Source organism: Anaeromassilibacillus sp. An250, assembly GCF_002159845.1.
Lineage (GTDB): Bacteria > Bacillota > Clostridia > Oscillospirales > Acutalibacteraceae > Anaeromassilibacillus > Anaeromassilibacillus stercoravium.
Genome location: NZ_NFJK01000005.1, coordinates 80,507 through 106,563, shown reverse-complemented (window position 1 = coordinate 106,563; position 26,057 = coordinate 80,507). Strand labels below are relative to the sequence as shown.

Below are 26,057 nucleotides of genomic sequence, written 5' to 3'. Positions count from 1 at the left end.
CCTGTTTTTGATTGCCTGTACACTATATGCACACGTGGGGCAAAAAAGAACGTGTTCCCGTTGCGCCATCGTAGCCATAGGAAACAATGGGAATGCTCCATCTGCACAATGGAGATTTTCCGTCACGCCAAAAACGCCGGTTCGGAAGGTTCTCCGAACCGGCGCAACCGATCCCGATTTCTATAGAAACCGGAATTATTTTGCTTTATTCTGGATGTATTTGTCTATGGAGGCAGCTGCTTCTTTTCCACCGCCCATCGCCAAAATAACCGTCGCTGCGCCGCTCACCGCGTCGCCCGCTGCATAAACGCCCTCGCGGGTTGTCGCCATAGTCGCCTCGTCCACAATGATGCAGCCCTTCTGATTGGCCTCCAACCCCTCGGTCGTGGAACGGATCAAGGGGTTCGGGCTGTTGCCGATGGCCATAATGACACAGTCCACGGGAAGCTCGAAGTTCGAGCCCTCCTTCGGAACAGGTCTGCGGCGTCCAGAGGCATCCGGCTCACCGAGCTCCATCTCAATGCACTCGATGGCGCGCACTTTGCCGTCGTCGTCTCCGTGAATCGCTACCGGGTTGCACAGCAGGCGGAAAATAATGCCCTCTTCTTTCGCGTGGTGGATCTCTTCGTTTCTCGCAGGCATCTGTTCCTCAGCGCGGCGGTACACAATGTACACATTCTCCGCTCCCAGGCGTTTTGCCGTGCGCGCGGCGTCCATCGCCACGTTGCCGCCGCCGACGACCGCCACATTCTTCGGACGGATGATCGGGGTGTCGTACTCGGGCTTATATGCCTTCATCAGGTTTACACGGGTGAGGAATTCGTTGGCGGAATACGTCCCCACCAAGCTCTCCCCGGGGATATTCATAAAGTTCGGCAGGCCAGCGCCCGTGCCGATAAAGACCGCTTCATAACCCATCTCAAAGAGCTCGTCTACGGAGAGGACCTTTCCCATCACCATGTCGGTCATGATCTCTACACCGCGTTCCTCCAGGCCGGAAATCTCCTTCTGGACGATCTCCTTGGGCAGACGGAACTGCGGGATGCCATACATCAACACGCCGCCCGCGGTGTGCAGCGCTTCAAAAATGGTCACTTGATAGCCCTTCGCGCTCAAGTCGCCCGCACAGGTCAGACCAGCCGGGCCAGCGCCGATGACCGCGACTTTGTGCCCGTTTGAAGGGACCTTTTCCACTTTCTCCTCGCCGTGCTTCATATGCCAGTCCGCGACATAGCGCTCCAGCCGGCCAATGCCCACCGGTTCGCCCTTGATGCCGCGCACACAGTTGTGCTCGCACTGCGTTTCCTGCGGGCAAACGCGGCCGCAGATGGCGGGCAGGGAATTCATCGTCTTAATAGTCTGGTAGGCTTCTTCCATCTCCCCTTTGGCCACATGCGAGATAAATTCCGGGATCGGCACCCCTACGGGGCAACCGTTTACACAGGGTTTATGTTTGCAATTGAGGCAGCGCTGCGCTTCTTCCATGGCCATCTCATCGGTATATCCCAGCGCAACCTCTTCAAAATTTTTATTCCGAACATCCGGTGCCTGTTCCGGCATCGGCGTCTTTTTTGGCGTCATATTAGGCATGTTCTGCACCCTCCATCAAACGGCAATTGAATTCGCGTGTTGCTTCTTTTTCCTGTTCGCTGTATGTACGCAGGCGCTTCATGGCCTCGTCGAAATCGACCTCATGGCCATTGAAGTCCGGCCCGTCCACACAGGCAAACTTGGTTTCTCCGCCCACGGTCAAGCGGCAGCCGCCGCACATGCCGGTGCCGTCGATCATGATCGGGTTCATGCTGATCATGGTCTCGATGTTGTGTTCCTTTGTCAGGTTGCACACAGCACGCATCATCGGCAGTGGGCCAATGGCGACCACGAAATCATACCCTGCGCCGTTTTTAATGTTCTCTTCCAGAGCGGCGGTTACAAACCCTTTATGGCCGTTGGAACCGTCGTCCGTCATCAGGTAGAGGTGGTCGGACACTTCGCGCATCTCGTCCTCCAAAATGATGAGGTCTTTGTTGCGGAAGCCCGCAATGACATCCACCTGGACGCCCATGTTATGCAAGGCTTTTGCCTGGGGATAGGCAATGGCACAGCCTGCGCCGCCGCCCACGACCGCCACTTTCTTATGGCCTTCCAGCTCGGAGGCTTTTCCCAAAGGCCCGATAAAATCGAGAAGCGCGTCGCCTACTTCCAGCGTATCCAGCAGCAAAGTGGTCTTGCCGACCTTTTGATAGATAATGGTGACCGTGCCTTTTTCGCGGTCATAGTCTGCAATGGTCAGCGGAATCCGCTCTCCATACTCGTTTACGCGCAAAATGATGAACTGGCCCGCCTGCGCCTTCTTCGCGATAAACGGTGCGTCTACCGCCATCAACGTCATGGAGTCGTTCAGTCTGCGCTTTTCCACAATCGTAAACATGATACTTCCCTACTTCCTATATAAAGCGATAAATTTATAGCCATATGCACCATTATATCGAATATGTCGTCCTTTTTCAAGATTTTTTGCGTGAAAGTGCAAAATTGCCCGTAAAAATTCAGTCGTTAAATGGAAAATTCGAGTAATTCCCTCTTTCCAGGGAAGCTTTCCCCCACTTCCTGAAAAAGATAACCGCCGCAGAAGGCGGAGCAGCGTACGCTTTCTTACCTTCTGCGGCGGTCCCCGGTTCAGTCTGCGCGGCATTTTTAAAGAATAATACAGATCAGCCCATTGCAGCCTTCATTGATGATCCGCTCGATGGTCTCCCGCACTTTGTCGCGCGCATCCACCGGCATCCGGTAGAGCTTGTTGTGCAGGCCCTCATTGACCAGCTCGTGCAGGCTCTTGCCAAAGATATTCGATTCCCAAATCTTCCCTGGATTCTCCTGGAACTCCTTGAGTAAGTACATGACCAACTCCTGCGATTGCTGCTCGGAACCGACAATCGGTGTCACCTCGGTGGTGATGCGCGTCTTCATCATGTGGATGGACGGCGCGGCGGCCTTTAAGCGGATGCCATATTTGCCGCCTTGCTTGATAATCTCCGGTTCCTCCAAAGAGAGCTCCTCGATGCCCGGCATCACAATGCCGTAGCCGGTATTCTGCACCTCGTCGTAGGCATCCTTGATCTTGTCGTATTTTTTCTTCATCTCCGCGAAGCGCATCATACAGTCGAGCAGGGCGCCCTCGTCCTCGATGTCCAGGCCAGTCTTTTCGCCCAGCACCTTATAGAACAGATTCGCCTGCAATCCCACCGTGATGCGCGCATGCCCGGTCCCTAAATCCACCGTGGAGGTCTTTGCAAAGGCCACGTATTCGCAGGTGGTCACCTCCTTGACCACGCTCTCAATCTCGCGAATCCTGGTGATCTTCCCCGCTGCCTGCTGAATGGTGGTGTAGAGTGACGCGCGCAGCCAATGCTCCTTCTCCAAGGAAGAAACCCAGTGCGGCATATCCACTTTGATCTCCTTCACAGGGAATTCAAAGAGGATCTTCGAAAGGATGGTGCGGATCTCCCCTTCCTCCAACTCCAGGCAGTTGACCGGCAATACCGGCACCTCATACTTTTTCTGCATGGAATTGGCGAGCGATAGGGTCTCCTCCGCATTCGGATAGGTGCTGTTTAGCAGCACGATGAACGGCTTATTGATCTCCTTGAGTTCGGAGATCACGCGTTCCTCGGCCTCTTCATATTCTTCGCGCGGGATATCGCTGATGCTGCCGTCCGTCGTCACCACCAAACCGATGGTGGAATGCTCGGTGATGACCTTTTTGGTGCCGATTTCCGCCGCCATGTTGAACGGAATCGGTTCGTCGTACCATGGCGTCATCACCATGCGCGGCATATCGTTTTCCACATATCCCAATGCGCTCGGCACGATGTACCCCACGCAGTCGATCATCCGCACGGCAAAGCTGGCGTTGCCCTCAATATTGACGGTGACCGCCTGCTCCGGCACGAATTTCGGCTCGGTGGTCATGATGGTGCGCCCCGCGGCCGACTGCGGCATCTCGTCGATGGCGCGGTCCCGGCGGTAGTTCCCATCTATGTTCGGGATGACGATGGTGTCCATGAAACGCTTGATAAAGGTGGACTTGCCGGTTCTGACCGGGCCGACAACCCCAATATAGATGTCCCCGTTGGTGCGTTCCGAAATATCATGGTAAATATTGCGTTCTTCCATTTTACCTCCCCCTCAGGCAGAGAATTTGTGGGTGTGCTCCGTTACGGAATCCGGCGGTCACATGGGGATCAGCAGCATCCCCCTGCTCTCCACGAACTCCCCGGTGAGATTGTTCTCCTGCCGGATGGCGTCCACAGAGGTACAGTACGCCCGCGCGATGTCCCACAGGCTCTCGCCTGGGTCTGCGTAATAGATGCTGAGCGCGGCAGAGGTGTCCCTTGCGCGCGGCCGGTCCTCGTCCGCGCGGATCTCCGAGATGATTTTCAAGCTGTTCTGGGTGATGACCTGGGCTTCAAGCCGCAGCTCTGCCTTGATCTCGATGCCATCCCCTGTGATGCGGTAGCTGATACCCGCCACATTGAGCCAGGAGATGCATTTGACCCCCTTTGGCTTTTCCGCGCCCCATGGATGTGCATATTCAAAATCGACCATGCGCTCGGTATAGAACGGGCGGTTCTCCTGGTTGGCCGCCAGAATGCAAACGTTAAATTTCCCTTTGTAGACGATCTGGCCGTCCTGTTCCGCCGCAGTCACGGAGGAAAGCTCATTCCAGATGTCAAACACCTTGGAAATGCCGGTCCCTTCCAGAGAAATGCTGCTCTTCTGGATGGTCGAGTCGTTCAGAAGTTCCACCACCTGCTCCAAGGTCTTCTGCTGGTATCCGATCTCCAGCTCATAGGCCTTGGAATAGGCGTCCGTCACCACCGTAACCTCGGCTGGCTGATAGGCCACCGCTTCCGCATAGAGGCTCGCCTGCACATCGAAGAAGGTCTTGTCGCCGGAGTAGTCGTTTTTCACCTGAATGGTCAGTCCCGCTATATCGAGTTTCACTTCACAGAGGCAGTCGTCCGTAAATTCGCCTCCGTCCAGCATCTGGCTAAATGGGATGGCGTATTCCATGGTCTCCAGCATGCTCTCATCCAGGACGGACGAATACAAAATCTTCAGTGTAACCTCGCCCTTCACCATCAGCTTCCCGGCCACGGCTTTGCTGTCCTGTAGACTGGCAAAGGCGGTCGCACGCAGGATATTGTCCGCCCCTGGTTTGGAGGCCGGCAATTCCAGAACTTCCTCCAACGGGAATTGCTGCCCGCAGAATCCGGCCAAGCGGCTATAAGGCATCGTCTGGCGCTTCTGCTCGATCTCATCGCCCTCAATGCCGCACACCACTTCGCTGTCCGTACGCGCGATCACTTTGGCGCATACGGAGAACGCGCCGTGAATATCCAGCCGCCTGGGGCTGGTCGCGCGGCAGTTGATATACTCCACGCGGGTGAACGAAAAGATGTGTGCGCTTTCGGCCGGTTGCTTGAGCGTGATCGCAGCAAAGAACGAACTGCTGTTCTCGCAGCAGCGCAACGTCGTCCCTCCCGCGTCCAGATAAAAGACTTTTACGTTGTACGTCCCTTCCAGCTCTACGCGGTCCCCGATGATGTTCCTCCCCGTGATGCGGGGATAAACTTGACATTTCAGGATCCTTTGTATGTCCGGGCAGTAATCCGGCAGGCTGATGTCCAGATCCACCGGCTGTTCCTGGCTCCCGTCGTAGAGCACTTCGCCGGCGGCCAGCGCCTCACGGTTAAGCATATAATCCATTCAGGCTCTCTCCTTTTCCTGTTTCTATCCCATAGGTATGAGGTTCCTGTCCATTTTATGCTTGCGCTTGAAGAAACCGGAGAAAAACCTGTGCAATCATACAATCGGAGGCGAATCCATCTGTTTTTTACAAGAAAAAAGCCAACGGGAACGCCTCCCATTGGCTTTTTCAAAGGTTGCCTGTCACGCCTCTTTTTTAATGTGGAACATTTTGCGCAGAATGAAGCCCCAAAATTTTGAACCCTTCACAACAACGACTTTCATAGCGAAAACCTCCCAATTATGTTCCGCTCCGCAGGAGCGCGATTCCCAGTATCACCAGTATGACCGCCACCACAAACATGATCAGACCGACCGGGCAGAAGCAAGAGCAAACAAGGCCCAGGCCAAATGTGACGGCACATTGCCCTACTTGAGAGCAAACTGCACCTTTACAGCATTTCCCTCTGCACCGCATTTTCCATCGCCTCGTTTCCCTTATGTGTATCAGCGGCAATGCTTCTTTTGTTCCGCTGTAGTAACAGTATATACGCAGGGAACAGTTTTGGTTCCGGAAAAATACATAGGAACGGGCAAACCTGTTGGATGGCAATGGCACTGTGGTTATGGTTACACATTACTAGCGGCCTCTCGGGAAAAAATAAGCCCGCACACCGGCCAAATACGAAGGCCAATGTACGGGCGTTGCGCCATTTTTCTATGAATTCCATTCAATCTGTGATTTACGGCTGATATACAATTCCAAGCATTTCCCCCTGATGGACGGTCACCGCCGCTTGATCGGATAAAATCCGATTGCTGACACCGAGCGGAAAATCCGAACGCAGAGGCTTTCGTGTCAGCGGATACTGCATTCCTTCATAGCTGACCGTACAGTCCGGACAGCCAAACGGAAAAGCGGAAAACGTCGCCCCGCGCAATTGAAGAAGCGGCTCGGTTTGCCCCTCGCGCAGCAGGAAGATATAGGTCCCTTTCTCGGCAAGCACAGCCCGGCAGCCCTCATGCGCCAAAAATTGCAGCACACAGAGGTTGGCATAGGAGTGGTCAAACCGCTCCCCGCCTAGCGCGCCCAACAGGATGTATTCCCGATAGCCGCGTTGCAAACCTTCCCGAACCGCAGCCAAAAGATCCGTGTCGTCTTTCTCCGGCTTTAGCCGGATGGTCTCGATCCCGTCCGGGAGGCTTCCCTGCATGGAATCAAAATCCCCAATCAATAGATTCGGCTGAACGCCATACTTGCGCGCCGTGTCCATGCCGCCGTCCGCACAGATGAGAAAGGCGTCCTGTGCGTCAAACCGGTCAAAGATTCCGCCATCCTCCACAGGTGCGGAACCGAGGATGATGCAACGCTTCATTTCATTTCCCATTCTTTAAGGTCCTTTACTTCGTTATACATCGCCACATAGCTGGCGTGGCGGGAGGGATGGATCTTCCCGTCCTCAACGGCCTGCAATACCGCGCATCCCTTTTCGCAGGTATGCGAACAGGAGGAAAATTTACATGCATTGCGATACGGTTCGAATTCGCGGAAACAGAACTGCAAATTTTCTTTGCGCACCAAATCGCACTGTTCCAAGGAAATGGACGAAAAACCGGGCGTGTCTGCCACATAGCTGCTGTCGTCCAGCTTCAAAAGTTCGACTTTGCGGGTGGTGTGCCGCCCTCTGCCGAGCTTTTGGCTGATCTCACCGGTTTCCAGTGCCAACCGGTTGTCAATGCGGTTGAGCAGTGAAGATTTTCCCACGCCGGAGTTGCCCGTGAACGCAGTGATCTTTCCCTTCAAAAGGGCCTTGACCGCCTCCACCCCTTCGTCCGTGACCGAAGAAACGGCAAAGAACGGGATGCCTGCTTTCTCATAGATCTCTCGCAGCCATTCGCCGCTCTGCAAATCCGTCTTAGAAACCACGACAACCGGTTCGATCCCTTTGTCCTCTGCGGCGGCGACCGCCTCGTCGATCAACAGGGGATTCGGGGAAGGATCGCACACAGAGGTGACGATGATCAACTGGTCGATATTGGCCACCGGCGGACGCGTAAGAAAATTCTTGCGCGGAAGGATCTCTTCGATGTATCCGGTGCCATCCGCATCCAGGCGAATTTGCACCTGGTCGCCCACAAGGGGCGTGATCCTCTTTTTTCGGAACACGCCCCTCGCCTTACACGAATACAATTCTTTGGCCGTTTCCACATAGTAGAAACCGCCGATTCCCTTGATGATTCGTCCGTTTAACATCTCGTTCATACAGCTCATTCGGTCGGCGTGATGGGGAGATTGGTCGGAATATCGCCCCAATCTTCCTCTGTGTCTGTTCCGGGTGTATCCGAAGAAGGCGAACCGGGATCGACATATGGATAGCTCTCCACCTGGCTGGGCTTCCCGGTGTCGAAGTCCATAATAAACACCGCATACTTATTGCCATCCAGCTCAATCACCAAGGTCTTCTGTCCCGAGGTGCCCGTTACCTTGATGGTGCAGAGATTGTTGTAAGCCGGGTTCACCGTGCGGACGCCGTCTTCCATCACGGTGCCGTCGAGATACGCTTTGAGCTCGATGTCGTGGGAGACATTCAGCGGCAAATGCACATTGGCCTCCAGGGTCTTTTCCGACTGCTTTCCGGAGCTGACCACAATGTTGACCTTGGTGTCCGGATCGACCGGCACGCCCGGCAGCGGGTTGGTCTCAATGACGGTATTCTCCGGCTTGTCGCTGTCGTCCTGAAGAGTGACATCACCCACCTGAAGCCCTGCGGCCTCAATTTCGGTTCTTGCCGCCTCGATATTTTTGTCAATCACATTCGGAACCGCGATCTGTTCATTTTCCGGTCCGGTGCTGACCAAAATCTTGACGGTGCTGCCCTCCGGCGCCGTGGCGTTGCCCTTTGGCTCCGTGCTTGTGACATAGCCGGCTGCGATTTTATCATCTGGCACTTCAATGACCGTGGTTTCGAACCCTGCGTTTTGCAGCGTTTGCTCTGCATCCGCCTGGAGGTAATTGGTTACGTCCGGCACGTTGATGGTTTTCGCACCGCTGTTAACCACCAGCAGGACCTCTCCATCTTTCTTGACAGACATGCCAGCCGCAGGCGTCTGATCCAAAATAATTCCCGTCTCCTGCGAGGAATCCTCCCTCGTTTCCACAGAGAATTTGAACGCATATTCTTCGTTGTTCTGGACGTCTGTATATAGCTGCCCGACCAGGTTCGGCATGGTCATCGTGTCGTCCGGCTGTGTACTACAGCTGCGGAAAATCGCCGCAATGCCAATGCTCAGCGCGACGATCAGAAAGGCCGCCAGAATGCCCAAGACCACCATCATGGTCTTTTTGTTGTTTCCACCGCTGCTGCTCTGCCTACGGCGCGGAGGTTCTTCCTCATAGTCGTCGTAGTCGTATCCATCGTTGTAGGAAGGCGCCCGGCCATTGCGCACCGCACTGATGGCATTCACGTATTTCGTGGGCTTCTCATCGATAAAATACTTATACTGGAAGCTGATGCTTGGGTTGCGCTGGAACGCCTCGATATCCTCCAGCATTTCCGCCGCGGATTGATACCGCTGGTCGGGATTTTTCTGCATAGCGCGCATGGTGATCTCTTCCAGCCCCTCCGGGATGGCGGGGTTGATGTCGCGTGGCGGTTTGGGGTCCGCTTGCAGCTGCATGATCGCCACGGAGACCGCGTTATCCGCCTCAAACGGCAGGGTGCCCGTCAACATCTCATACAGCATCACGCCCACAGAATAGATGTCCGCACGCTCGTCGGCCACCTCCCCGCGCGCCTGTTCCGGCGCAATATAGTGGACGGAGCCGATCGCCTTGTCGGTCATGGTGCGCGTTTCGCTGCGGGAGAAGCGGGCGATGCCGAAATCCGTCACCTTGATGGTGCCATCCTGCAACAGCATGATATTCTGCGGCTTGATGTCCCGGTGGACAATGCCTTTGCTGTGCGCATGATTCAGTGCACGCAGGATTTGCAGGGTGAGGTAGACCGCCTCTTTCCATTTGAGCTCACGCTGCTGGTCCAGATATTCTTTCAAGGTAATGCCGTCGATGTATTCCTCCACAATGTACTGGATACGGTCGCCGAAGCTGACGTCGTACACCTTCACAATATTGGGATGGGAGAGGACCGCGATGGCCTTGGATTCATTCTTAAAGCGGCGGATGAAATCCTGATTTCCCAGAAATTCGTCCTTCAGAATCTTGATTGCAACCGTGCGGTCGTCAATAATATCGTAGGCACGGTATACATACGCCATTCCTCCAACACCAATCAACTCGTGAATCTCATAACGCCCATCAAGCCGTTTTCCCGTATACTTATCCATGAAACATCATCTCCAATACCGTTAGTGTCTGATAACAGCGACCGTGACATTGTCCCCGCCGCCGCCGCTTTTTGCCAAAGCGATCAGTCGATCCGGCAGAAGCCGGGCTTCTAGTTCCCGGGCGAGCCGCTCGATCTGCTCTTCCTCCACATAGTTGGTCAAACCGTCTGTGCAGAGAAGCAGCAGATCATCGCCGGAAAATTTACATTCGCAGTAGTCGATCTCGATGCCAGATTCCACGCCCAACGCGCGGGTGATAATATTCTTCTGCGGGTGGCGCCTGGCCTGTTGAGTGGTCAGATCCCCGCTGTTTACCAATTCCTGCACCATTGAGTGGTCCGTTGTAATTTGCCGCAGGCCTTCCCGCGTGAGCAGGTATGCCCGACTATCCCCTGCATGGGCGATATGCGCCACCCCGCCGGAGACGATGGCTGCTACCACCGTGGTACCCATCCCCGCCAGGGTTTCATCCGCCATTGCGCGGTCGTAGATCGCCAAATTTGCATTGTAGATGGCGGAGATCATCAGGTTCTTAATGGACTGATCTGTGATATGCTCGCTCCCGGAGCTGAGAATTTGCTCGGAAATCAAATCGACCGCAAGCGCACTGGCGATATTCCCGCCATTCGCACCGCCCATCCCGTCGCAAACGACGGCCCAGGCCGTATTGCCGGAGAGTACGCCCGCTTTTACCGCGTCCTGATTGGAATGGCGCACAAGGCCAATATCAGTTTTCATATAGATCTGCAACATTGGCCACCTCCTCTTGATACCTACGCCGCAGCTGCCCGCAGGAAGCATTGATGTCTGAACCGAGCGTTCGCCGCACGGTCGCGGTGATCCCCTTCTCCGAGAGAATCCGGATAAACCTTTGAATCTGTTCGTTGGAGCTCTTCCGATAGGAATTGCCTTTAACCTCGTTGACGGGAATCAAATTGACGTGGCATAGCATCCCGTGCAGCCGCGCCGCCAGCTCCTTTGCACATGCGGCCGTATCGTTCACACCGCTGATCATCGCATATTCGAAGGAGATGCGCCGTCCCGTTGTCTCTGCATAGGCGCGGCAGGCGGTCAAAAGCTCGTCTACCCCCCATCGGTTGTTGACCGGCATGGTTTGTGAACGGATTGCATCGTTCGGTGCATGGAGGGAAACCGACAGCGTAAGCTGAAGCTTCCGCTCCGCCAAGTCGTAAATTTTATCCACGATCCCACAGGTGGAAAGCGAGATATGCCGCATCCCAATGTTCATACCTTCATCGGAGGAGACCAGCTCCAAAAAACGGAGGACATTTTGATAGTTGTCAAGCGGTTCTCCCATGCCCATCAGCACCACGTTGGAAATCCGAATACCTTGATCCTGTTGAACCGTCTGGATTTGGGAAAGCATCTCGGAAGCCGTCAGATGCCGAGAGAAGCCGCTTTTCCCCGTGGCGCAGAACGAACAGTTCATTTTGCACCCCACCTGGCTGGAAATACAGATGGAATAGCCGTGGTGGTACTCCATCAGCACGCATTCCACATGTTCGCCGTCCGGCAGGCGCAGCAGATACTTGGCTGTGCCGTCCAGCTTGGAAACCAACCGCTGTTCGATTTCCGCCGCAGCTATGTAATAGCGTTCGGACAGCTTTTGGCGGAATGCCTTTGATTGATCCGACATCTCCGAAAAGGAGCGCACGCCCCGATGGAGCCATCGGTACACCTGTAACGCATGGAAGGCCGGCTGCCCTTGCGCGGCAAAATCCGCACGCAACTCTTCCAACGTCATTGATTTGATGTCCTGTAAAGCCAAATTTACACTCTCCCACGCATCCGGCGGCCTAGACCGGCCTGCTTTTCCGGATGCTTTTCCCGCTTTTTTATCCGTCTTTTGTCACCGGCGCTGGAAGGAAGCGACGAAGAAACCGTCCGTCCCATGCACATGCGGCATAAGCGTCCATTCGTTTTCCGGCTCCTCAATGGCACGCCGCATCCCCTGCGACAAGTGCAATGCCCTCGGGACAAAGTCGGGATGTTCTTCCAGGAAGCGTCGCGCTACCTCCCCATTTTCTGCTGGATTCAGCGTACAGGTGGAGTAAAGCAAAACGCCTCCGCTTTTTACCAATTCGGAGGTTTTACTCAGAATACGGTACTGCAAATCCGGCAAACTGTCAAGTGCAGAAGGCGATTTATATCGAATTTCCGGCTTGCGGCGGAGGATGCCCAATCCAGAACACGGCGCGTCGCAAAGGACACGGTCCGCACATTCCAAAGGCTGTTCCGGCCGCAGGGCGTCGCGGAGTTCCGCATGGATACAGGTCAGCCCCAACCGCTTTGCTCCCTCACGGATCAAGCGTACCTTCCCTTTATATTGGTCAAAGGCGAGAACCTCCCCGCTGTTTTCCATCTGTTCCGCGATGGTAAATGTCTTACCTCCCGGCGCCGCACAAACGTCCAACACGCGCTCCCCCGGCTTTGCCCCCAGGAGTGTTGCACACAATTGCGAGGAAAGGTCCTGTACATGGAACAATCCCTCTTGAAAAGACCGCAAAGATGGCACAGAACCGGACGCTTCCAGCACAGCTGCATGCGAAATTTGTGTAATGGGATTTGCCTTTACATTTTCTTCCATCATCCGACGCAGTAAGTATTCCTCATCGCCCTTCGTATTATTCAAGCGGATATAGATCGGTGGGTGCTCGGAAAGAGAATCCAGCAAAAGCCCGGTACACTGCGGCCCATAGGCCTTTTGCCATAGAGAAATCAGCCACTCTGGGCACGAATATTTCAAGCTGAGATGCCGGAGCGGGTTCTTTTTCTCATCCGGTAACTGCAGCTTTTCCCGGTTCCGGACCAGGTTGCGCAGCACCGCATTGATAAAGCCAGATGCCTTTACAGCCTTGTTTTGCTTTGCCAGCTCTACCGCTACATTCACGGCGGCGCTGGGAGGGATTTTTTCGAGGTATAGAATCTGATAGGCCCCGATGCGGAGGATCTCCCGCACCTGCGGGGTCATCTTATGGATGGGGGTGCGGGCAAATTGCCCGATATAATAATCCAGAGTCAGGCGGCGCTCCAACACGCCGTAAAAAATGGCGGACGCCAGGGCCGCGTCGCGCGGCTCCAAAGCGAATCTCGCAAGGGTTTTATCCAACACCAAATTTGAAAACCCCTCGTTTTCATCCACATGCAGCAAAGCCGCTAACGCGGCTGCTCTTGCATCCGCCATCAATTGTCATTCCTCCTGCCTCCAAAGATTAGAAGCAGACGCAACAGGGACAAAAATGCTGTAAACGTCGCAGCCACATACGTCATAGCCGCCGCACGAAGCACCTTTTTGGCCCCCTCCAACTCCTCTGGATACAAAATGCCCGTTGCGTCCAGCGCTTGAAGCGCTCTGGCGCTCGCATTGAATTCCACTGGCAAGGTGACCAGCTGGAACAGAACAGAAAGGCTGTACAGCGCAATACCGATGTTTACCACGACATCATACTGTACCGGCAAAAGCAGACCGATCAGAATCAGCGGCATTGCCAGTCGGGAACCGATCTGTGTGACAGGCACCAACGCAGAGCGAATCTTATTGGGAAAATACCCCTGTGCGTGTTGGACCGCGTGGCCCGCCTCATGCGCCGCCACACCCACCGCCGAAACGGACGTTGCCGCGTATACCGGGTCCGATAGGCTGATGATCCCGGTGGACGGGTTGAAATTGTCGTTTAAGCTTCCTCCGATATGGCGAATCTGCACACCGTATGCACCGCCGTACTGCATCACACGCATGGCGGCGTCCGCCCCAGTCATATTGCGTGCGGTATTGACACGGGAATACTTCTGGAAGGTGGAGTTCACCTTGAACTGCGCAACCATACTGATGAGCAGGGCTGGCAGCATGAACAGGAAATACGTGTAATCAAAATAATAAAATCCCATCAAATGTTACTCCTTTGCCTCTCCAAGCACCGCACCCTGGTCAAGCCGGTGCCCACAGAGGAACTCTTTTCCGCCCATTCTCTTTCCGCCCTCATATTGAACCGTCTCCAACTCCAGAGCGGTATTGCCCCCGCAGGCCACCACAAAGCAGTCCTTGCGGCGGGCTACTTCGCCCGGCGCACCGCCGAATCCCGGGACAACCTTCGCCCGGTGTATCTTCAGGCGTTTTTTGTTATACACCGTCTCCGCTACAGGCCAAGGGGAAAGCCCGCGCACCAAATTGTGCAGCTCCCCTGCCGGACGGCCCCAATCGATCTTGCCGAGTTCCTTGGTCAGCATGGAAGCATAGCTGGTCTCTGCATCGCCCTGTGGCTTGCGGCGGACCGTGCCTGCTTCGACCTCCTTCAAGGTTTCCACGATCAATTCCGCCCCCATTTTGGAAAGGCGGTCATGCAGCTCTCCGGCGGTCTCCTCCGGCCCGATCTCTGTGTGCGATTTCAAAAGCATGTCGCCTGTATCCAGTCCCTCGGCCATATACATGGTTGTGACGCCGGTCTCCTTCTCCCCATTGAGCACCGCCCATTGAATGGGCGCCGCCCCGCGGTATTTCGGAAGCAACGATGCATGCACATTGATGCAGCCGTACGGCGGGATCTCCAAAATCTCCTTGGGCAAAATCTTTCCATATGCCACAACGACAATGCAGTCGGGCTGCATCTCTCGGATCTGCTGCGCCGCTTCGGGCGTGCGCAGCGTTTTCGGCTGATAGACCGGTATATCGTGCTCCATCGCCAGCACTTTCACCGGCGGCGGCGTCATGGCATAGCCCCGGCCCTTCGGCTTATCCGGTTGGGTAAATACCGCACACACCTCATGTCCTGCGTCCAGCAGGCTTTGCAGGCATGGAACGGCAAAATCCGGCGTTCCCATAAATAGAATCCGCAATTTTCATCATCCTATCCGCGATTAAATTACTGAAGTTTCTGTAGCTCCTCCGGGGACAGCATCCGCAAAACATGGGATTTGAACACCACACCGTTGAGGTGGTCGATCTCATGGCAACAGGCGGTTGCCAGCAGTTCTTCCCCTTCCAGCTCAAAGGTCTTGCCCTCGCGGTTCTGGGCGCGCACCAGGACGCGCATCGGGCGCTTGGTAATTCCATACTGCCCCGGGAAGGACAGGCACCCTTCGACGCATTCCTGCTCGCCGCTCTGCTCCACGATCTCCGGATTTACCATTTCGATGGGGCCGCTCCCCACATCGATCACCACGACGCGGCGGCGGATGCCCACCTGTGGCGCTGCGAGGCCGACGCCGTCCGCAGACTTCATCGTCTCGATCATATCGTCCAGCAAAACGCCCAATTTCTCGTCGAATTTTTCGACCGGACGGCAAACCTTCGTCAGGATTTCGTCCCCATCTTTTACAATATTGCGAATGGCCATTGTAATTCCTCCCATATTAAACTCTTATTTTTTATAGTTCCTCTTCTTTATAAAATCATATCCGGATTGATGTCCGCAAAGGCAGTTACATCGCTGAACGTCCGGTTCTTTGCAAAATCGGTCAATAGCCGGGAAATCATCCTGCGGAAGTTCCGGCTGTTCCGGCATTTCACGATCAATTTATACCTATATTTATTGCTGACCTTGCTGATTAATGCGGGAGAGGGATTTAAAACCCGCATTGGCTCCTGTGGGTATTCCGCCTGGGCCAGGGTGCGGAGCATTTGCAAAAAGGCTTCGCTTGCACGCGCGACCTTTTCTTCCCGCGTCCCAACAAATCCGACCACGCACAGATCTGCAAACGGCGGATATAACATCCCCTTGCGCACGGCGATCTCCCCCTCATAAAAAGCGGGATAATCCTGCCGGGCCGCCAGGGAAAGCACGGTATTCTCCGGCGTAAAGGTCTGGATAATGGCTTCCCCCTCGTATTGGCCGCGGCCTGCGCGTCCGGCCACCTGCGTCAACAGGTCAAAAGCGCGCTCATAGCTGCGGAAATCGTCCCCATACAGCGCCTGGTCTGCGGAGAGCACGCCCACCAGAGTGACATTCTCAAAATCCAATCCCTTTGCCACCATTTGCGTGCCGACAATCACATCGTACTCGCCGCGGGCAAAGCTCTGTAACTTTTCCTCATAGGCAAAGCGTGTCATAGCAGCGTCCGTGTCCAGCCGCAGGACCCGCACCTCCGGGAGCAGTTCCCGCAATTGTTCTTCTGCGCGTTGGGTTCCAAATCCCGCATAGTGGACTTTATTCTCATGGCAGGTGGGGCATTCCGTTGAAAACGGTACGGAGTACCCGCAATAGTGGCACATCAGCCGTTGATTCGCGGCATGGTAGGTCAGGGAAATGCTGCAATTCGGGCAGGTTACGACGTTCCCACACGCTTTGCAGGATACAAACGTATTGTAACCACGCCGGTTTAACAAAATAATGGACTGCTTATGAACTTTTCTGTTTTTTTCAATTTCTGCCAGCAGTTCCCGGCTGTAAATGCTGTCGTTTCCGGCCTCCAATTCCCGATTCATGTCCACAAACCGGACATTAGGAAGCCTTGCTCCGCCGTAGCGGTTTGGCAGCCGGTTCAAGGTATAGCGCCCCGCCTGCGCAAAGTAATAGCTCTCAATGGATGGAGTTGCGGAGGCGAGCACCAAGAGCGTCTTGTGATACGCGCAGCGGAACTTTGCCACATCCCGCGCATGGTAGCGCGGCGAAGACTCCGACTTATAGGTGTGCTCCTGCTCTTCGTCCAAAATCACCAGCCCCAGGTTATCGAATGGGGCGAACACCGCCGACCGCGTGCCGACCGCGATGGAAACTTCCCCGCGGCGTACCCGTTTCCATTCGTCCAAGCGCTCAGAAAGCGAGAGGCCGCTATGAAATACCGCCACCCGCCGTCCATACCGGCGATGGAACAGCGCCAGGCTTTGCGGCGTCAGCGAGATCTCCGGCACCATGACAATGACGTTCTTCCCGTCGGCGAGCACCTCGTCGATCAAGCGCATAAAGACCGAAGTCTTCCCGCTTCCTGTGACGCCAAACAGCAAAGAGACACCTCCGGTTTCCTCGCGGTACTGGGCCAACAGATTTTGAAAGGCCGTTTGCTGCTCTTCTGAAAGGACAATTTCCTTTTCCTCTGCCGGGTCCTGCACCTGATCGTAGGGATTTCGGTAGACCTCCGCTTCGTAGTAACAGACCACGCCCTTTGTCACCAGTGCATTGACCACAGCAGGCGTCACTCCTGCGAAATAGCACAGCTCTTTCAGAGAAGCAGCTCCCGCCTCTTGCAAAACCTGGCATACTGCCCGCTGCTTTGGCGTCAGCTTAGAGGGTGATTCTTCGCCAGTAAGCCGGACCATCTTCTGCGCTGCATCCTTGATTTGCCGCACGGCGGCGCCCGTCTTTTCCAGCAGACCGCGCTTAAACAGATTTTCCGGCAATGGGCTGTCCGCAGGAAGTCCCATGGCCTTGAGTAGTTTCTCACGTTCGACGGGCTTGCCTTTTCCGGCGAGGTACTCGATCAGCGCAGATTCCTCTTTGGAAAGCGCCTCCTTCTCCACTGGCCTGCCTTTTGCCAGGGCATACTCGGTTTTCATCCGGTAATGAATCCCTGCAGGAAGCAGCAGCTTCACCGCTTCAAACAGCGTACAAAAGTAGCGGTCCTTGAGCCAAAAGACTAGCTGGATGGCTTCATTAGTAAGAAGCGGCGCTTCATCCAGCACCGCCACCACTTGTTTCGTCGTATTTTGGGTTTCCTTTTCCGGAGAAACCTCCAGAATCATCGCAAGCCGTTGTGCGTTCCCAGCGCCAAACGGCACAAGAACCCGGCAGCCCGGCTTGGCCTGTTCTAAAAGCTCTTCCGGTATGAGGTAATCAAATGCTTTGTCGAAATGATAGGCGGTATTCTCTACCGCCACACGTGCAAAAAGGATTGGCATTACATTTCCGGATCATCGTCGTTGGGTTCCGGGGTTTCAATGATCTGGAATTTGTGCTCCGCATACTCTTCCAATGCGAGGTCAACGGGCTTTTCGATCAAAATTTCCCCCTTCTCTTCTGCTTCCCCAGCGATTTCACGGGCACGCTTGGCAATACCCACCACAAAGGAATAGCGGCTCTGGTTCGGGCCAAGGCTGGAATCTTCAATCGGTTTAATCATTGTTCAGAACTCCTTCTATCGTATCAAAATTTCTGCACTTGCTGTATTTCTCCGCGCGGAGAATATGTTGAATCGCCTCAACAGCGTTTTCAACTGTATCGTTGATGACCACATAGTCATAATCCCTCGCGTGCTGAATTTCCCCACAGGCGGCGTCCAAACGCTTTTGAATGGCTTCCTCCGTTTCGGTACCACGGTCGCGCAGGCGGCGTTCAAGCTCCTTGACCGAAGGGGGCAAAATAAAAATCCCTACGCAGTCCGGGCATTTTTGCTTAACCTGCGCTCCACCCTGCACCTCGATCTCCAGGATTACGTCGTTTCCTGCGGCCATCCAATCCCGGATCGGCTTTTCCGGCGTCCCGTAGAAATTGCCGCAATATTCGGCGCTTTCCAGTACTTCGCCGCGCTCCCGCATGGCAAGGAACTGTTCCCTTGTGACAAAGTAATAATGCTGTCCGTCCACCTCGCCCTCACGCGGTTTCCGCGTTGTAGCGGAAATAGAGAGCTTAACGCGCGGATCACGCTGCAAAAGCGTATGGAGAATCGTATCCTTCCCCGCACCGGACGGACCGGAAAGCACCACCATCAATCCCTTAGTCATCCTCGTCGAGTTCCTCCTCGTCTTCAAGGTCCTCGTCGCGGTCGTTCAGGCGATTGGCAACCGTCTCCGGCTGCACCGCAGAAAGAATCACGTGATCGCTGTCCGTGACGATCACCGCACGGGTACGGCGGCCATAAGTCGCGTCGATCAAAGAACCGCGCTCCTTGGCATCCTGAATGATACGCTTGATTGGCGCAGACTCAGGGCTTACGATGGCAACCAACCGGTTTGCAGAAACCATGTTGCCAAAGCCGATGTTAATGAGCTTCATGTTGAAAATGCCTCCTATCGCCAATCCTTATTCAATATTTTGAATTTGTTCCCGAATTTTTTCGATTTCCGCCTTGATATCCACCACCAGATAGGCGATCTGGGAATCCACCGCCTTGGAACCGATGGTGTTCGCTTCACGGTTCATCTCCTGCACAAGGAAATCCAGCTTGCGGCCCACGGGTTCCCCGGATTCCAACATTTGATGCATCTGGTCAAAATGGCTGCGGAGCCGCACGGTTTCCTCCGCTACGGCGACTTTGTCTGCAAAGATCGCCGCCTCCGTTAGGATACGCTGTTCGTCGATTTTCACATCTGCCAGCATCTCTTCCAGACGCGCCTGCAGCTTCTGCTGGTATTCCACCACCGTCTGTGGGGAACGCGCTTCGATCTGATCGACCAATTGGAGAATCCTTTCCGCATGGGAGGAGACATCCTCTTTCATGCGCTGGCCTTCGCGCTCGCGCATGGCAAGGAAAGATTCCATTGCAAAATCCGCACCTTGCTGGACGATTCTCCAAATAGCATCTTCGTCCTCCGGCGCCTTATGCACGGAAAAAATCTCGGAATAGCGGGAGAGCGTACTCACAGAAAGGTCATCCCGAAGATTGTATCGCTGTGCGAGTTCATGCAAGGCGTTTACATATCCTGCCGCTAAGGAATGGTTTACTTGTACCTGGGCCTCGGCATCTTCCAACGTCTCGATGGATACATATGCGTCCACTTTTCCTCGGGCGACTCGCTCCTGGAGGTATCCCTTGAGCCGTTCCTCCAAAAATCCATACCCGCGGGTAATCCTCGAAGAGAACTCAAAATAGCGGTGGTTAACCGATTTGATCTCCACCGTAATTTGACGGCCTTCAATCACTCCTTCAAACCTTCCATAGCCGGTCATACTCTTGATCACATTATCATCTCAATTCAACTGGCAGTTCTCTGCCGTTTTCTTGTTTTTTCAGCCCCAGAGGGCCTATTTTCATAGGTATTCTTATTTTAACAGCTTCCCTATTGGCTTGTCAAGGAAAACGCTGGGAATCTTCGTATGAAGCCATTTTGGAAATATCCACTTGAAACCCTCCTTGTGGTATCTCCTTTGTTACAAAAGGCTGGGCATTGCTCTCCCAACCGAAAAATGTATTTTTTTAGATGCCGTCCACCTGGCACATAAAAACGAGGCGCATCCCTTTTGGGATGCGCCCATAAATCGATTTGAAACGTCTTTGAAAAAAGAGGTTTAGGCAGCCGTTGGCATCCGTTTCCCTCGAGAATTTTAATCTTTATAAAAGTTCTTCAAAGCTTTGAATATATCCATCCGCTAGTCTCTGGAGGTCTTCCTGGATGCCGCTGGAGCAGGCGTCGTATACCCCCATGGTTTTCATGCCTGCGGCCTTTGCTCCTTGAATTCCAGGCAAAATATCTTCAAAGACCACACAATGCTCTGGGGAAACGCCAAGCCTTTTGGCCGCCAACCGATAGACGTCCGGGTATCCCTTTCCCCTGCTGGTTTCATCGGTCGAGGCAACTGCGCCGAACCACGTTTCAATCCCATGATGGCGCAACGCAGGGCGGTAGAGCTTTTCCGGAAGCGCCGTCGCCACCGCCAAAAGGATTCCTCGATCCCGCAGCTTTGCCAGATAGTCGCGTGCGCCAGGCTTCATCTGAATGACATTGCCATATCGATGCGCCGCCATATCGTTCCACTCCGCCACAATCGCCTCTGGCGATTCCGGGAAACCAAACCGCTTTTTTGCATAGTCCGCTGCGTCGAGGAACCCCATGGAAGCGATGGCCTCGCAATAGCCCTCTGGTACAGCAAGCCCACGTTTCTGCAAAAATTCCTCGTCGATATCCTCCCAGATGTGCAGAGAATCCAGAAGCGTCCCATCCAGGTCGAAGATGGCCGCCCGCATATTTTCCAGTCCGGATCTCATTTCTTCGTCTCGTTTTGCAAAATCTCTACGCTCTCGCCATTGAGAATGCGGTTGGTTGTGCGAACCGCGCACATTTTGCCGCACATGGAACAGCTGTGCTTATCTGAAGCGGGAACGCTCTCATAATACGCCTTCGCCTTTTCTCCGTCGATGGCCAAGCGGAACTGTGCATCCCAGTCGAAACGCTGGCGTGCCTCCGCCATCTCGTTGTCCGGCTTGCGTGCGCCGCGCACGCCCTTCGCGATGTCCGCCGCATGGGCGGCAATCTTTGAGGCGACAATCCCTTCGCGCACATCGGAGAGGTCTGGCAAACGCAGATGCTCCGCAGGGGTGACATAGCACAGAAAGTCCGCGCCATTGGCCGCCGCGATTGCGCCGCCGATGGCCGACGTGATGTGATCGTATCCGGGGGCGATATCCGTCACCAACGGCCCAAGGACATAGAACGGCGCTCCGTGGCAGAGGCGCTTTTCCATCTTCATGTTGGCCGCAATCTCATCCATCGCCATATGGCCCGGTCCTTCCACCATCACCTGCACGTCCTTTTCCCAGGCACGCTGGGTCAGGTTGCCGAGCTCAATCAGCTCCCCGATCTGCCCGGCATCCGTCGCATCGTCCAGGCAACCCGGACGCAGGGCGTCTCCTAAGCTGATGGTCACGTCATACTCTCGGAGGATGTCCATTACCTCATCATAATACTCATAGAAGGGGTTCTCATTGCCGGTCATCTTCATCCAAGCAAACAGCAGGGAGCCCCCGCGGGATACAATGTTCATTTTGCGCTTTGACCGTTCAAATCCTTCCACCGCACGGCGGTTGATGCCCGCGTGAATGGTCATAAAGTCCACGCCTTCCTCTGCGTGCGCGCGTACCACCTTCAAAAAGTCCTGGGCGGTCATGTCCATCAGATCCTTCTCCAGATATCCGACCGCATCGTATACCGGCACCGTTCCGACCATCGCCGGTGAATATTCGATCAGCTTCTCACGGAACTCGCGCGTCTTCCCGTAGTTGCTCAGATCCATGATGGCCTCGGCGCCAAACTGGACAGCCAGCTGCACCTTCTGCATCTCCGCGCAATAATCGGCGCAATCGCCGGAAATGCCCAAATTGACATTGATCTTTGTGCGCAGCCCTTCCCCCACGCCGTTCGGATCGAGCGATTTATGCCGCACATTTGCCGGGATAATCACCCGGCCGGATGCCACCAGCGGAAGGAGCTCTGCTTCCGTAAAGCCCTCTTTTTTGGCTACGGCGGCGAGTTCCTTTGTCACGATCCCCTTCTTGGCTGCTTCCATCTGTGTTTTGTATTCCATATGTACCTCTCCTTTTATTCGATCTCTGCTCCATTTGTCAGGCCGTTTACATAGACATCATAAAAATGGTTCGTTGGCCCATGCCCTTTCCCGATTGCCAATGCATGGCGGATCGCCATGGTGACATAGGCTTTTGCGCGCTCCACGGCAGCCGGCATATCCAGCCCCAACGCCAGATTTGCCGCAATTGCGGAGGAATAGGTGCAACCGGTGCCGTGCGTATTTTTCGTAGGAATGCGTTCGGCGGTATAATGATGGAAATGTTCCCCATCGAACAACACGTCAACGGCATCGCCCTGGGCATGGCCTCCCTTGACCAACACACCCTTCGGCCCCATAGCTTGGATGCGCCGGGCAGCGTCTTCCATCTCTGCAACCGAATGGATCGAGCAACCCGCAATTTTTTCCGCCTCCGGAATGTTTGGGGTCAGAAGCGTTGCCAGCGGAAGCACGGTTTGGATCAGCCGGTCTACCGAACCCGGATCCATCAGTGGGCAGCCGTTTTTGGCATACATCACCGGGTCAATTACCACGTGTTTGGGCCGGTACTGCCGCAACTTTTCCGCCACCGCCTCCATACAGGGCGGCTGGGAGAGCATCCCCACTTTGACCGCATCCGGCTGGATATCCTCAAACACCGCGTCGATCTGCTGGCGGATCATATCCGGCGATACATCTTCAATCCCGATCACACGGCTGGTATTTTCTGCCACCACGGAAACAATCACGCTCATTCCAAAGACGCCGTGTGCGGAAAACGTCTTTAGATCTGCCTGGATTCCTGCGCCGCCGCTGCAATCCGAGCCGGCAATCGTTAAGGCTTTTTTCAAGAGGTATCCCTTCCTTTCTTGGCCGTTCGCGCCCTGTTTATGAAAACAGGCAACAAAAAACGCCTGCCTCCCCGGCAAGCGCTTCTCCTCCAATCTTCATTGGCTTTGCTTCCCTACGACAGTATTAACCGACAGGTTCCAAGGGTCAGGTTCCACCTTCTCAACCGCCAGAGCAGTTCCCCCGCAAACGTCCATATGCACTTTTGAGTAGTACAATTATAGCACTGCTGTCGAAGCCTGTCAATGAAAGCTAGACTTTCTTTAGTGCGAATTTCGTGTTATAATAGGTACTATATATCTTGAATTATATAAAACAGAAACGGATTTCGGACTTATACAGGGATGTGTCCCCCGCTGCTTTTAAGAGATACATTCTTTAGGGTCTGATTTTCGTTTTAAAATCCAAATTTAGAAAGAGGATTTTTATGAAACAGGTGACCATCGGGCCAAATGATGCAGGGCAGCGGCTGGATAAATACTTAACCAAAACCTATCCCAACCTGCCACAGGCCATGATGTATAAAAGTATCCGGAAAAAAGATATCAAATGCAATGGGAAACGGTGTGAAATCTCCACCAGGTTAAATGTGGGCGACGTATTGACCATGTACTTAAAGGATGAATTTTTTCAACAGTCGCCAAAAGAATACGATTTCCTGAAAGCGCCGAGCAAGCTCAACATCCTCTACGAAGACGAAAATTTGATGCTGCTGGACAAAAAGCCTGGGTTGATTGTTCACCCCGACGAACACTACCATTTTGATTCTTTGATCGCGCGGGTTCAACATTATCTCTATGGAAAAGGAGAATTCCAGCCGGAGAACGAGGCCTCCTTTGCCCCTGCGCTGATAAACCGTATCGACCGCAACACCGGCGGAATTGTGATGGCCGCCAAAAACGCAGAGACCCTGCGCATTATGAACGAGAAAGTCAAACAGCGGGAGCTCACCAAGCTGTACCTCTGCATCGTCCACGGCCACATGCCCAAGCGTGCGGAAACACTGGAGGGCTTCCTAGAAAAAAATGAAAAGCAGAACCGGGTATATATTTCCCACAAACCAACGAAGGATACAAAAAGCATCCGGACGCGCTACCGTGTTTTGGCAGAGCGTGGGCGGTATAGCCTTTTAGAGGTGGAACTTCTAACCGGGCGAACCCACCAAATACGCGCGCATCTCGCCTCAATTGGGCATCCCCTTGCAGGCGATGGGAAATATGGGACCAATGCGATCAATAAGGAATGTGGTTTCAAATATCAAGCTCTGTATTCCTATAAATTGCGTTTCAATTTTACTACGCCTGCGGGCATTTTGGAGTATCTCAATGGGAGAACCTTCGAGGCAAAGGAGATTTGGTTCCTTAAAGATTTTTACCAATGGCCAGAATTAGCCCCGCAAGGGACAATCCTATAGATTTTGTATTGAATGAATCCAGATTCTTTCTATAACGGAGAATCATAAATCTGTTCAAGTGCAGTACATAGAGCATTTTTAATTTCGGATAAGAGGTGACGCAATCATGATGGACAAACCAGACGATTTGACCGGTCTTGTTGACGCGATTGACGACGTTTCGGAACTGGTCTATGTCGCAGATCCAGAAACCCATGATCTTTTGTATATGAATCGAGCCGGTAAAACAGCTTTAAATATTGATTCCTTAGAAGGCTTGAAATGCTATAAGGTGATTGAGCTACAGGATGCCCCCTGTCCGTTTTGCACCAATCAGTATCTCCGAACAGATGAAACCTATAGCTGGGAAACAACTAACCCTGTTACTGGCCGTCATTATCTTTTAAAGGATCGGCTAATCAAATGGGACGGGAAACTGGCGCGCTTGGAAATTGCATTCGATGTCACAGATTATGAAAAAGAAAAAAAAGATTTGCGGTATGCGTTAGACACCCAGCAAGTGGTTCTAGACTGTATTCGAATTCTATATAAGGAACAGGATCTGGATAAAGCGCTCAATCAGGTATTGCAGATCATCGGGCAATATCTTTCCGCAGACCGCGCCTACATTTTTAAAATCCGGGGCGACAAAATGGACAACACACACGAGTGGTGCCGTGAAGGTGTTGTGCCGCAGATCGATTCTTTACAGGGATTGGATGTTTCCATTGTTATCCCCTGGGAAAATGAGTTGCAAAACCATCAATGCATCATTATGAAAGACATCGAGGAAATCCGGGGGGAAAAAGTCTATGACGTCCTTTCCCCACAGGATATCCAAAATATGGTGATCGCACCCTTGGAAGAGAACGGGCAAATCAATGGATACTTTGGTGTAGATAATCCGCCCCATGAGAAAATTCGTAACATCGTCTCTCTTTTGGAAACCTTGCGCTATTTCATTATGATTACCTTTCAGAGGCACATGGATGAACGCCGTTTACAGCATTTAAGCCTTCATGATACCCTAACCGGCTTTTACAACCGCAACAAATACATTTTGGATATTCCTGAAATCGCGAATGCGGGAGGGTCTGTTGGTGTGGTATTTCTCGACTTCAACGGACTCAAAGAGATCAATGACTTTTATGGCCATTCTTATGGGGATCAAGCGTTGAAAAAATGTGCAGAGAAGATGCGGGCTGTATTTGGAAATGCAAATTTGTATCGCACTGGCGGCGATGAGTTTGTGATTATTGCCTCAGATCAATCTGAAACCGCATTTCTTTCGCTTGTAGATACCTTAAGGGCCTCCCTCACGGAAGAACAACTTCCTGTTGCAATGGGATATCAATGGCAGGAGACTTCCAGCGATCTGAAAACGTTGATTACCTTAGCGGATCAACATATGTATGAGGATAAACGCCGTTTCTATAAGGATTCTGTTTCGTCGGAAAATCCTACACGTCGCCCGCGCAATAGCTCTTGTATTGAATAAAAAGGAACGCATTTGAATCATTTTCCCACAATATGTTCACCGTTCCCTTGTG

At 53.6% G+C, this 26,057-nt stretch carries 24 protein-coding genes and 1 riboswitch; of the genes, 2 read left to right on the top strand and 22 right to left on the bottom strand.

The window, feature by feature from the left end:
• Positions 1-195 precede the first annotated feature (195 nt).
• The 22 genes from gltA to thiD form a co-directional block, all read right to left on the bottom strand.
• Positions 196-1,590 (bottom strand): NADPH-dependent glutamate synthase, encoded by a 1,395-nt coding sequence (gene gltA, locus B5F54_RS06155; protein ID WP_087231987.1) that lies wholly within the window; start codon positions 1,588-1,590, stop codon positions 196-198.
• Positions 1,583-2,431, bottom strand: a complete 849-nt coding sequence (locus B5F54_RS06150; RefSeq protein ID WP_087231984.1) for a sulfide/dihydroorotate dehydrogenase-like FAD/NAD-binding protein — start codon at positions 2,429-2,431, stop codon at positions 1,583-1,585. The genes gltA and B5F54_RS06150 overlap by 8 nt, the downstream gene beginning before the upstream one ends.
• A 266-nt stretch (positions 2,432-2,697) precedes the next feature.
• On the bottom strand, positions 2,698-4,176 hold the full coding sequence (gene spoIVA / locus B5F54_RS06145) for a stage IV sporulation protein A (RefSeq protein ID WP_087231981.1): 1,479 nt from the start codon (positions 4,174-4,176) through the stop codon (positions 2,698-2,700).
• A 57-nt stretch (positions 4,177-4,233) separates the two neighbouring features.
• Positions 4,234-5,772 carry a DUF3794 and LysM peptidoglycan-binding domain-containing protein gene (locus B5F54_RS06140; protein WP_087231978.1) on the bottom strand — a complete coding sequence of 513 codons (1,539 nt, stop codon included), beginning with the start codon at positions 5,770-5,772 and terminating at the stop codon, positions 4,234-4,236.
• A gap of 183 nt (positions 5,773-5,955) precedes the next feature.
• Positions 5,956-6,036 (bottom strand): stage V sporulation protein SpoVM, encoded by an 81-nt coding sequence (gene spoVM / locus B5F54_RS18385; RefSeq protein ID WP_140400337.1) that lies wholly within the window; start codon positions 6,034-6,036, stop codon positions 5,956-5,958.
• Positions 6,037-6,494: 458 nt separating this feature from the next.
• The gene (locus B5F54_RS06135) at positions 6,495-7,139 is read right to left on the bottom strand and encodes a thiamine diphosphokinase (RefSeq protein WP_242969648.1); all 645 of its coding nucleotides are present in this window, start codon (positions 7,137-7,139) and stop codon (positions 6,495-6,497) included.
• A complete protein-coding gene (gene rsgA, locus B5F54_RS06130) occupies positions 7,124-8,014 on the bottom strand; it encodes a ribosome small subunit-dependent GTPase A (protein WP_242969647.1) in 891 nt (296 codons plus the stop codon). The genes B5F54_RS06135 and rsgA overlap by 16 nt, the downstream gene beginning before the upstream one ends.
• A 5-nt stretch (positions 8,015-8,019) precedes the next feature.
• Positions 8,020-10,095 (bottom strand): Stk1 family PASTA domain-containing Ser/Thr kinase, encoded by a 2,076-nt coding sequence (gene pknB, locus B5F54_RS06125; protein WP_087231969.1) that lies wholly within the window; start codon positions 10,093-10,095, stop codon positions 8,020-8,022.
• A 21-nt stretch (positions 10,096-10,116) separates the two neighbouring features.
• The gene (locus B5F54_RS06120; protein ID WP_242969646.1) at positions 10,117-10,848 is read right to left on the bottom strand and encodes a Stp1/IreP family PP2C-type Ser/Thr phosphatase; all 732 of its coding nucleotides are present in this window, start codon (positions 10,846-10,848) and stop codon (positions 10,117-10,119) included.
• On the bottom strand, positions 10,823-11,860 hold the full coding sequence (gene rlmN, locus B5F54_RS06115; protein WP_207651961.1) for a 23S rRNA (adenine(2503)-C(2))-methyltransferase RlmN: 1,038 nt from the start codon (positions 11,858-11,860) through the stop codon (positions 10,823-10,825). Before rlmN ends, B5F54_RS06120 begins: the two co-directional genes overlap by 26 nt.
• Positions 11,861-11,965: 105 nt before the next feature.
• On the bottom strand, positions 11,966-13,300 hold the full coding sequence (gene rsmB / locus B5F54_RS06110; protein ID WP_242969645.1) for a 16S rRNA (cytosine(967)-C(5))-methyltransferase RsmB: 1,335 nt from the start codon (positions 13,298-13,300) through the stop codon (positions 11,966-11,968).
• Positions 13,300-14,004, bottom strand: coding sequence for a zinc metallopeptidase (locus tag B5F54_RS06105; protein ID WP_087231959.1), 705 nt, complete (start codon positions 14,002-14,004; stop codon positions 13,300-13,302). The genes rsmB and B5F54_RS06105 overlap by 1 nt, the downstream gene beginning before the upstream one ends.
• Positions 14,005-14,010: 6 nt before the next feature.
• Complete coding sequence (fmt, locus tag B5F54_RS06100) at positions 14,011-14,949, bottom strand: methionyl-tRNA formyltransferase (protein WP_087231956.1); 939 nt, start codon at positions 14,947-14,949, stop codon at positions 14,011-14,013.
• A 26-nt stretch (positions 14,950-14,975) separates the two neighbouring features.
• Complete coding sequence (def, locus tag B5F54_RS06095) at positions 14,976-15,449, bottom strand: peptide deformylase (protein ID WP_087231954.1); 474 nt, start codon at positions 15,447-15,449, stop codon at positions 14,976-14,978.
• Between the two features lie 47 nt (positions 15,450-15,496).
• The gene (priA, locus tag B5F54_RS06090) at positions 15,497-17,947 is read right to left on the bottom strand and encodes a primosomal protein N' (RefSeq protein WP_087231952.1); all 2,451 of its coding nucleotides are present in this window, start codon (positions 17,945-17,947) and stop codon (positions 15,497-15,499) included.
• Positions 17,947-18,168: a DNA-directed RNA polymerase subunit omega gene (locus tag B5F54_RS06085; protein WP_087231951.1), complete on the bottom strand. Its 222-nt coding sequence runs from the start codon at positions 18,166-18,168 to the stop codon at positions 17,947-17,949. The genes priA and B5F54_RS06085 overlap by 1 nt, the downstream gene beginning before the upstream one ends.
• Positions 18,161-18,769 (bottom strand): guanylate kinase, encoded by a 609-nt coding sequence (gene gmk, locus B5F54_RS06080; protein ID WP_087231948.1) that lies wholly within the window; start codon positions 18,767-18,769, stop codon positions 18,161-18,163. The genes B5F54_RS06085 and gmk overlap by 8 nt, the downstream gene beginning before the upstream one ends.
• Positions 18,762-19,040, bottom strand: a complete 279-nt coding sequence (remA, locus tag B5F54_RS06075; protein ID WP_054323388.1) for an extracellular matrix/biofilm regulator RemA — start codon at positions 19,038-19,040, stop codon at positions 18,762-18,764. Before remA ends, gmk begins: the two co-directional genes overlap by 8 nt.
• Positions 19,041-19,067: 27 nt before the next feature.
• Positions 19,068-19,946 carry a YicC/YloC family endoribonuclease gene (locus B5F54_RS06070; protein WP_087231945.1) on the bottom strand — a complete coding sequence of 293 codons (879 nt, stop codon included), beginning with the start codon at positions 19,944-19,946 and terminating at the stop codon, positions 19,068-19,070.
• A 370-nt stretch (positions 19,947-20,316) separates the two neighbouring features.
• Positions 20,317-20,970: an HAD family hydrolase gene (locus tag B5F54_RS06065; protein WP_237966767.1), complete on the bottom strand. Its 654-nt coding sequence runs from the start codon at positions 20,968-20,970 to the stop codon at positions 20,317-20,319.
• Positions 20,967-22,286, bottom strand: a complete 1,320-nt coding sequence (thiC, locus tag B5F54_RS06060) for a phosphomethylpyrimidine synthase ThiC (RefSeq protein WP_087231942.1) — start codon at positions 22,284-22,286, stop codon at positions 20,967-20,969. Before thiC ends, B5F54_RS06065 begins: the two co-directional genes overlap by 4 nt.
• Before the next feature lie 14 nt (positions 22,287-22,300).
• On the bottom strand, positions 22,301-23,116 hold the full coding sequence (gene thiD, locus B5F54_RS06055) for a bifunctional hydroxymethylpyrimidine kinase/phosphomethylpyrimidine kinase (RefSeq protein WP_087232268.1): 816 nt from the start codon (positions 23,114-23,116) through the stop codon (positions 22,301-22,303).
• Positions 23,117-23,208: 92 nt separating this feature from the next.
• Positions 23,209-23,309, bottom strand: a riboswitch (TPP riboswitch).
• Between the two features lie 232 nt (positions 23,310-23,541).
• Between thiD and B5F54_RS06050 the strand changes: the two genes are divergently transcribed.
• Positions 23,542-24,528 (top strand): RluA family pseudouridine synthase, encoded by a 987-nt coding sequence (locus tag B5F54_RS06050; protein WP_087231940.1) that lies wholly within the window; start codon positions 23,542-23,544, stop codon positions 24,526-24,528.
• A 106-nt stretch (positions 24,529-24,634) separates the two neighbouring features.
• On the top strand, positions 24,635-26,005 hold the full coding sequence (locus B5F54_RS06045) for a sensor domain-containing diguanylate cyclase (protein ID WP_087231938.1): 1,371 nt from the start codon (positions 24,635-24,637) through the stop codon (positions 26,003-26,005).
• Positions 26,006-26,057: the final 52 nt, after the last annotated feature.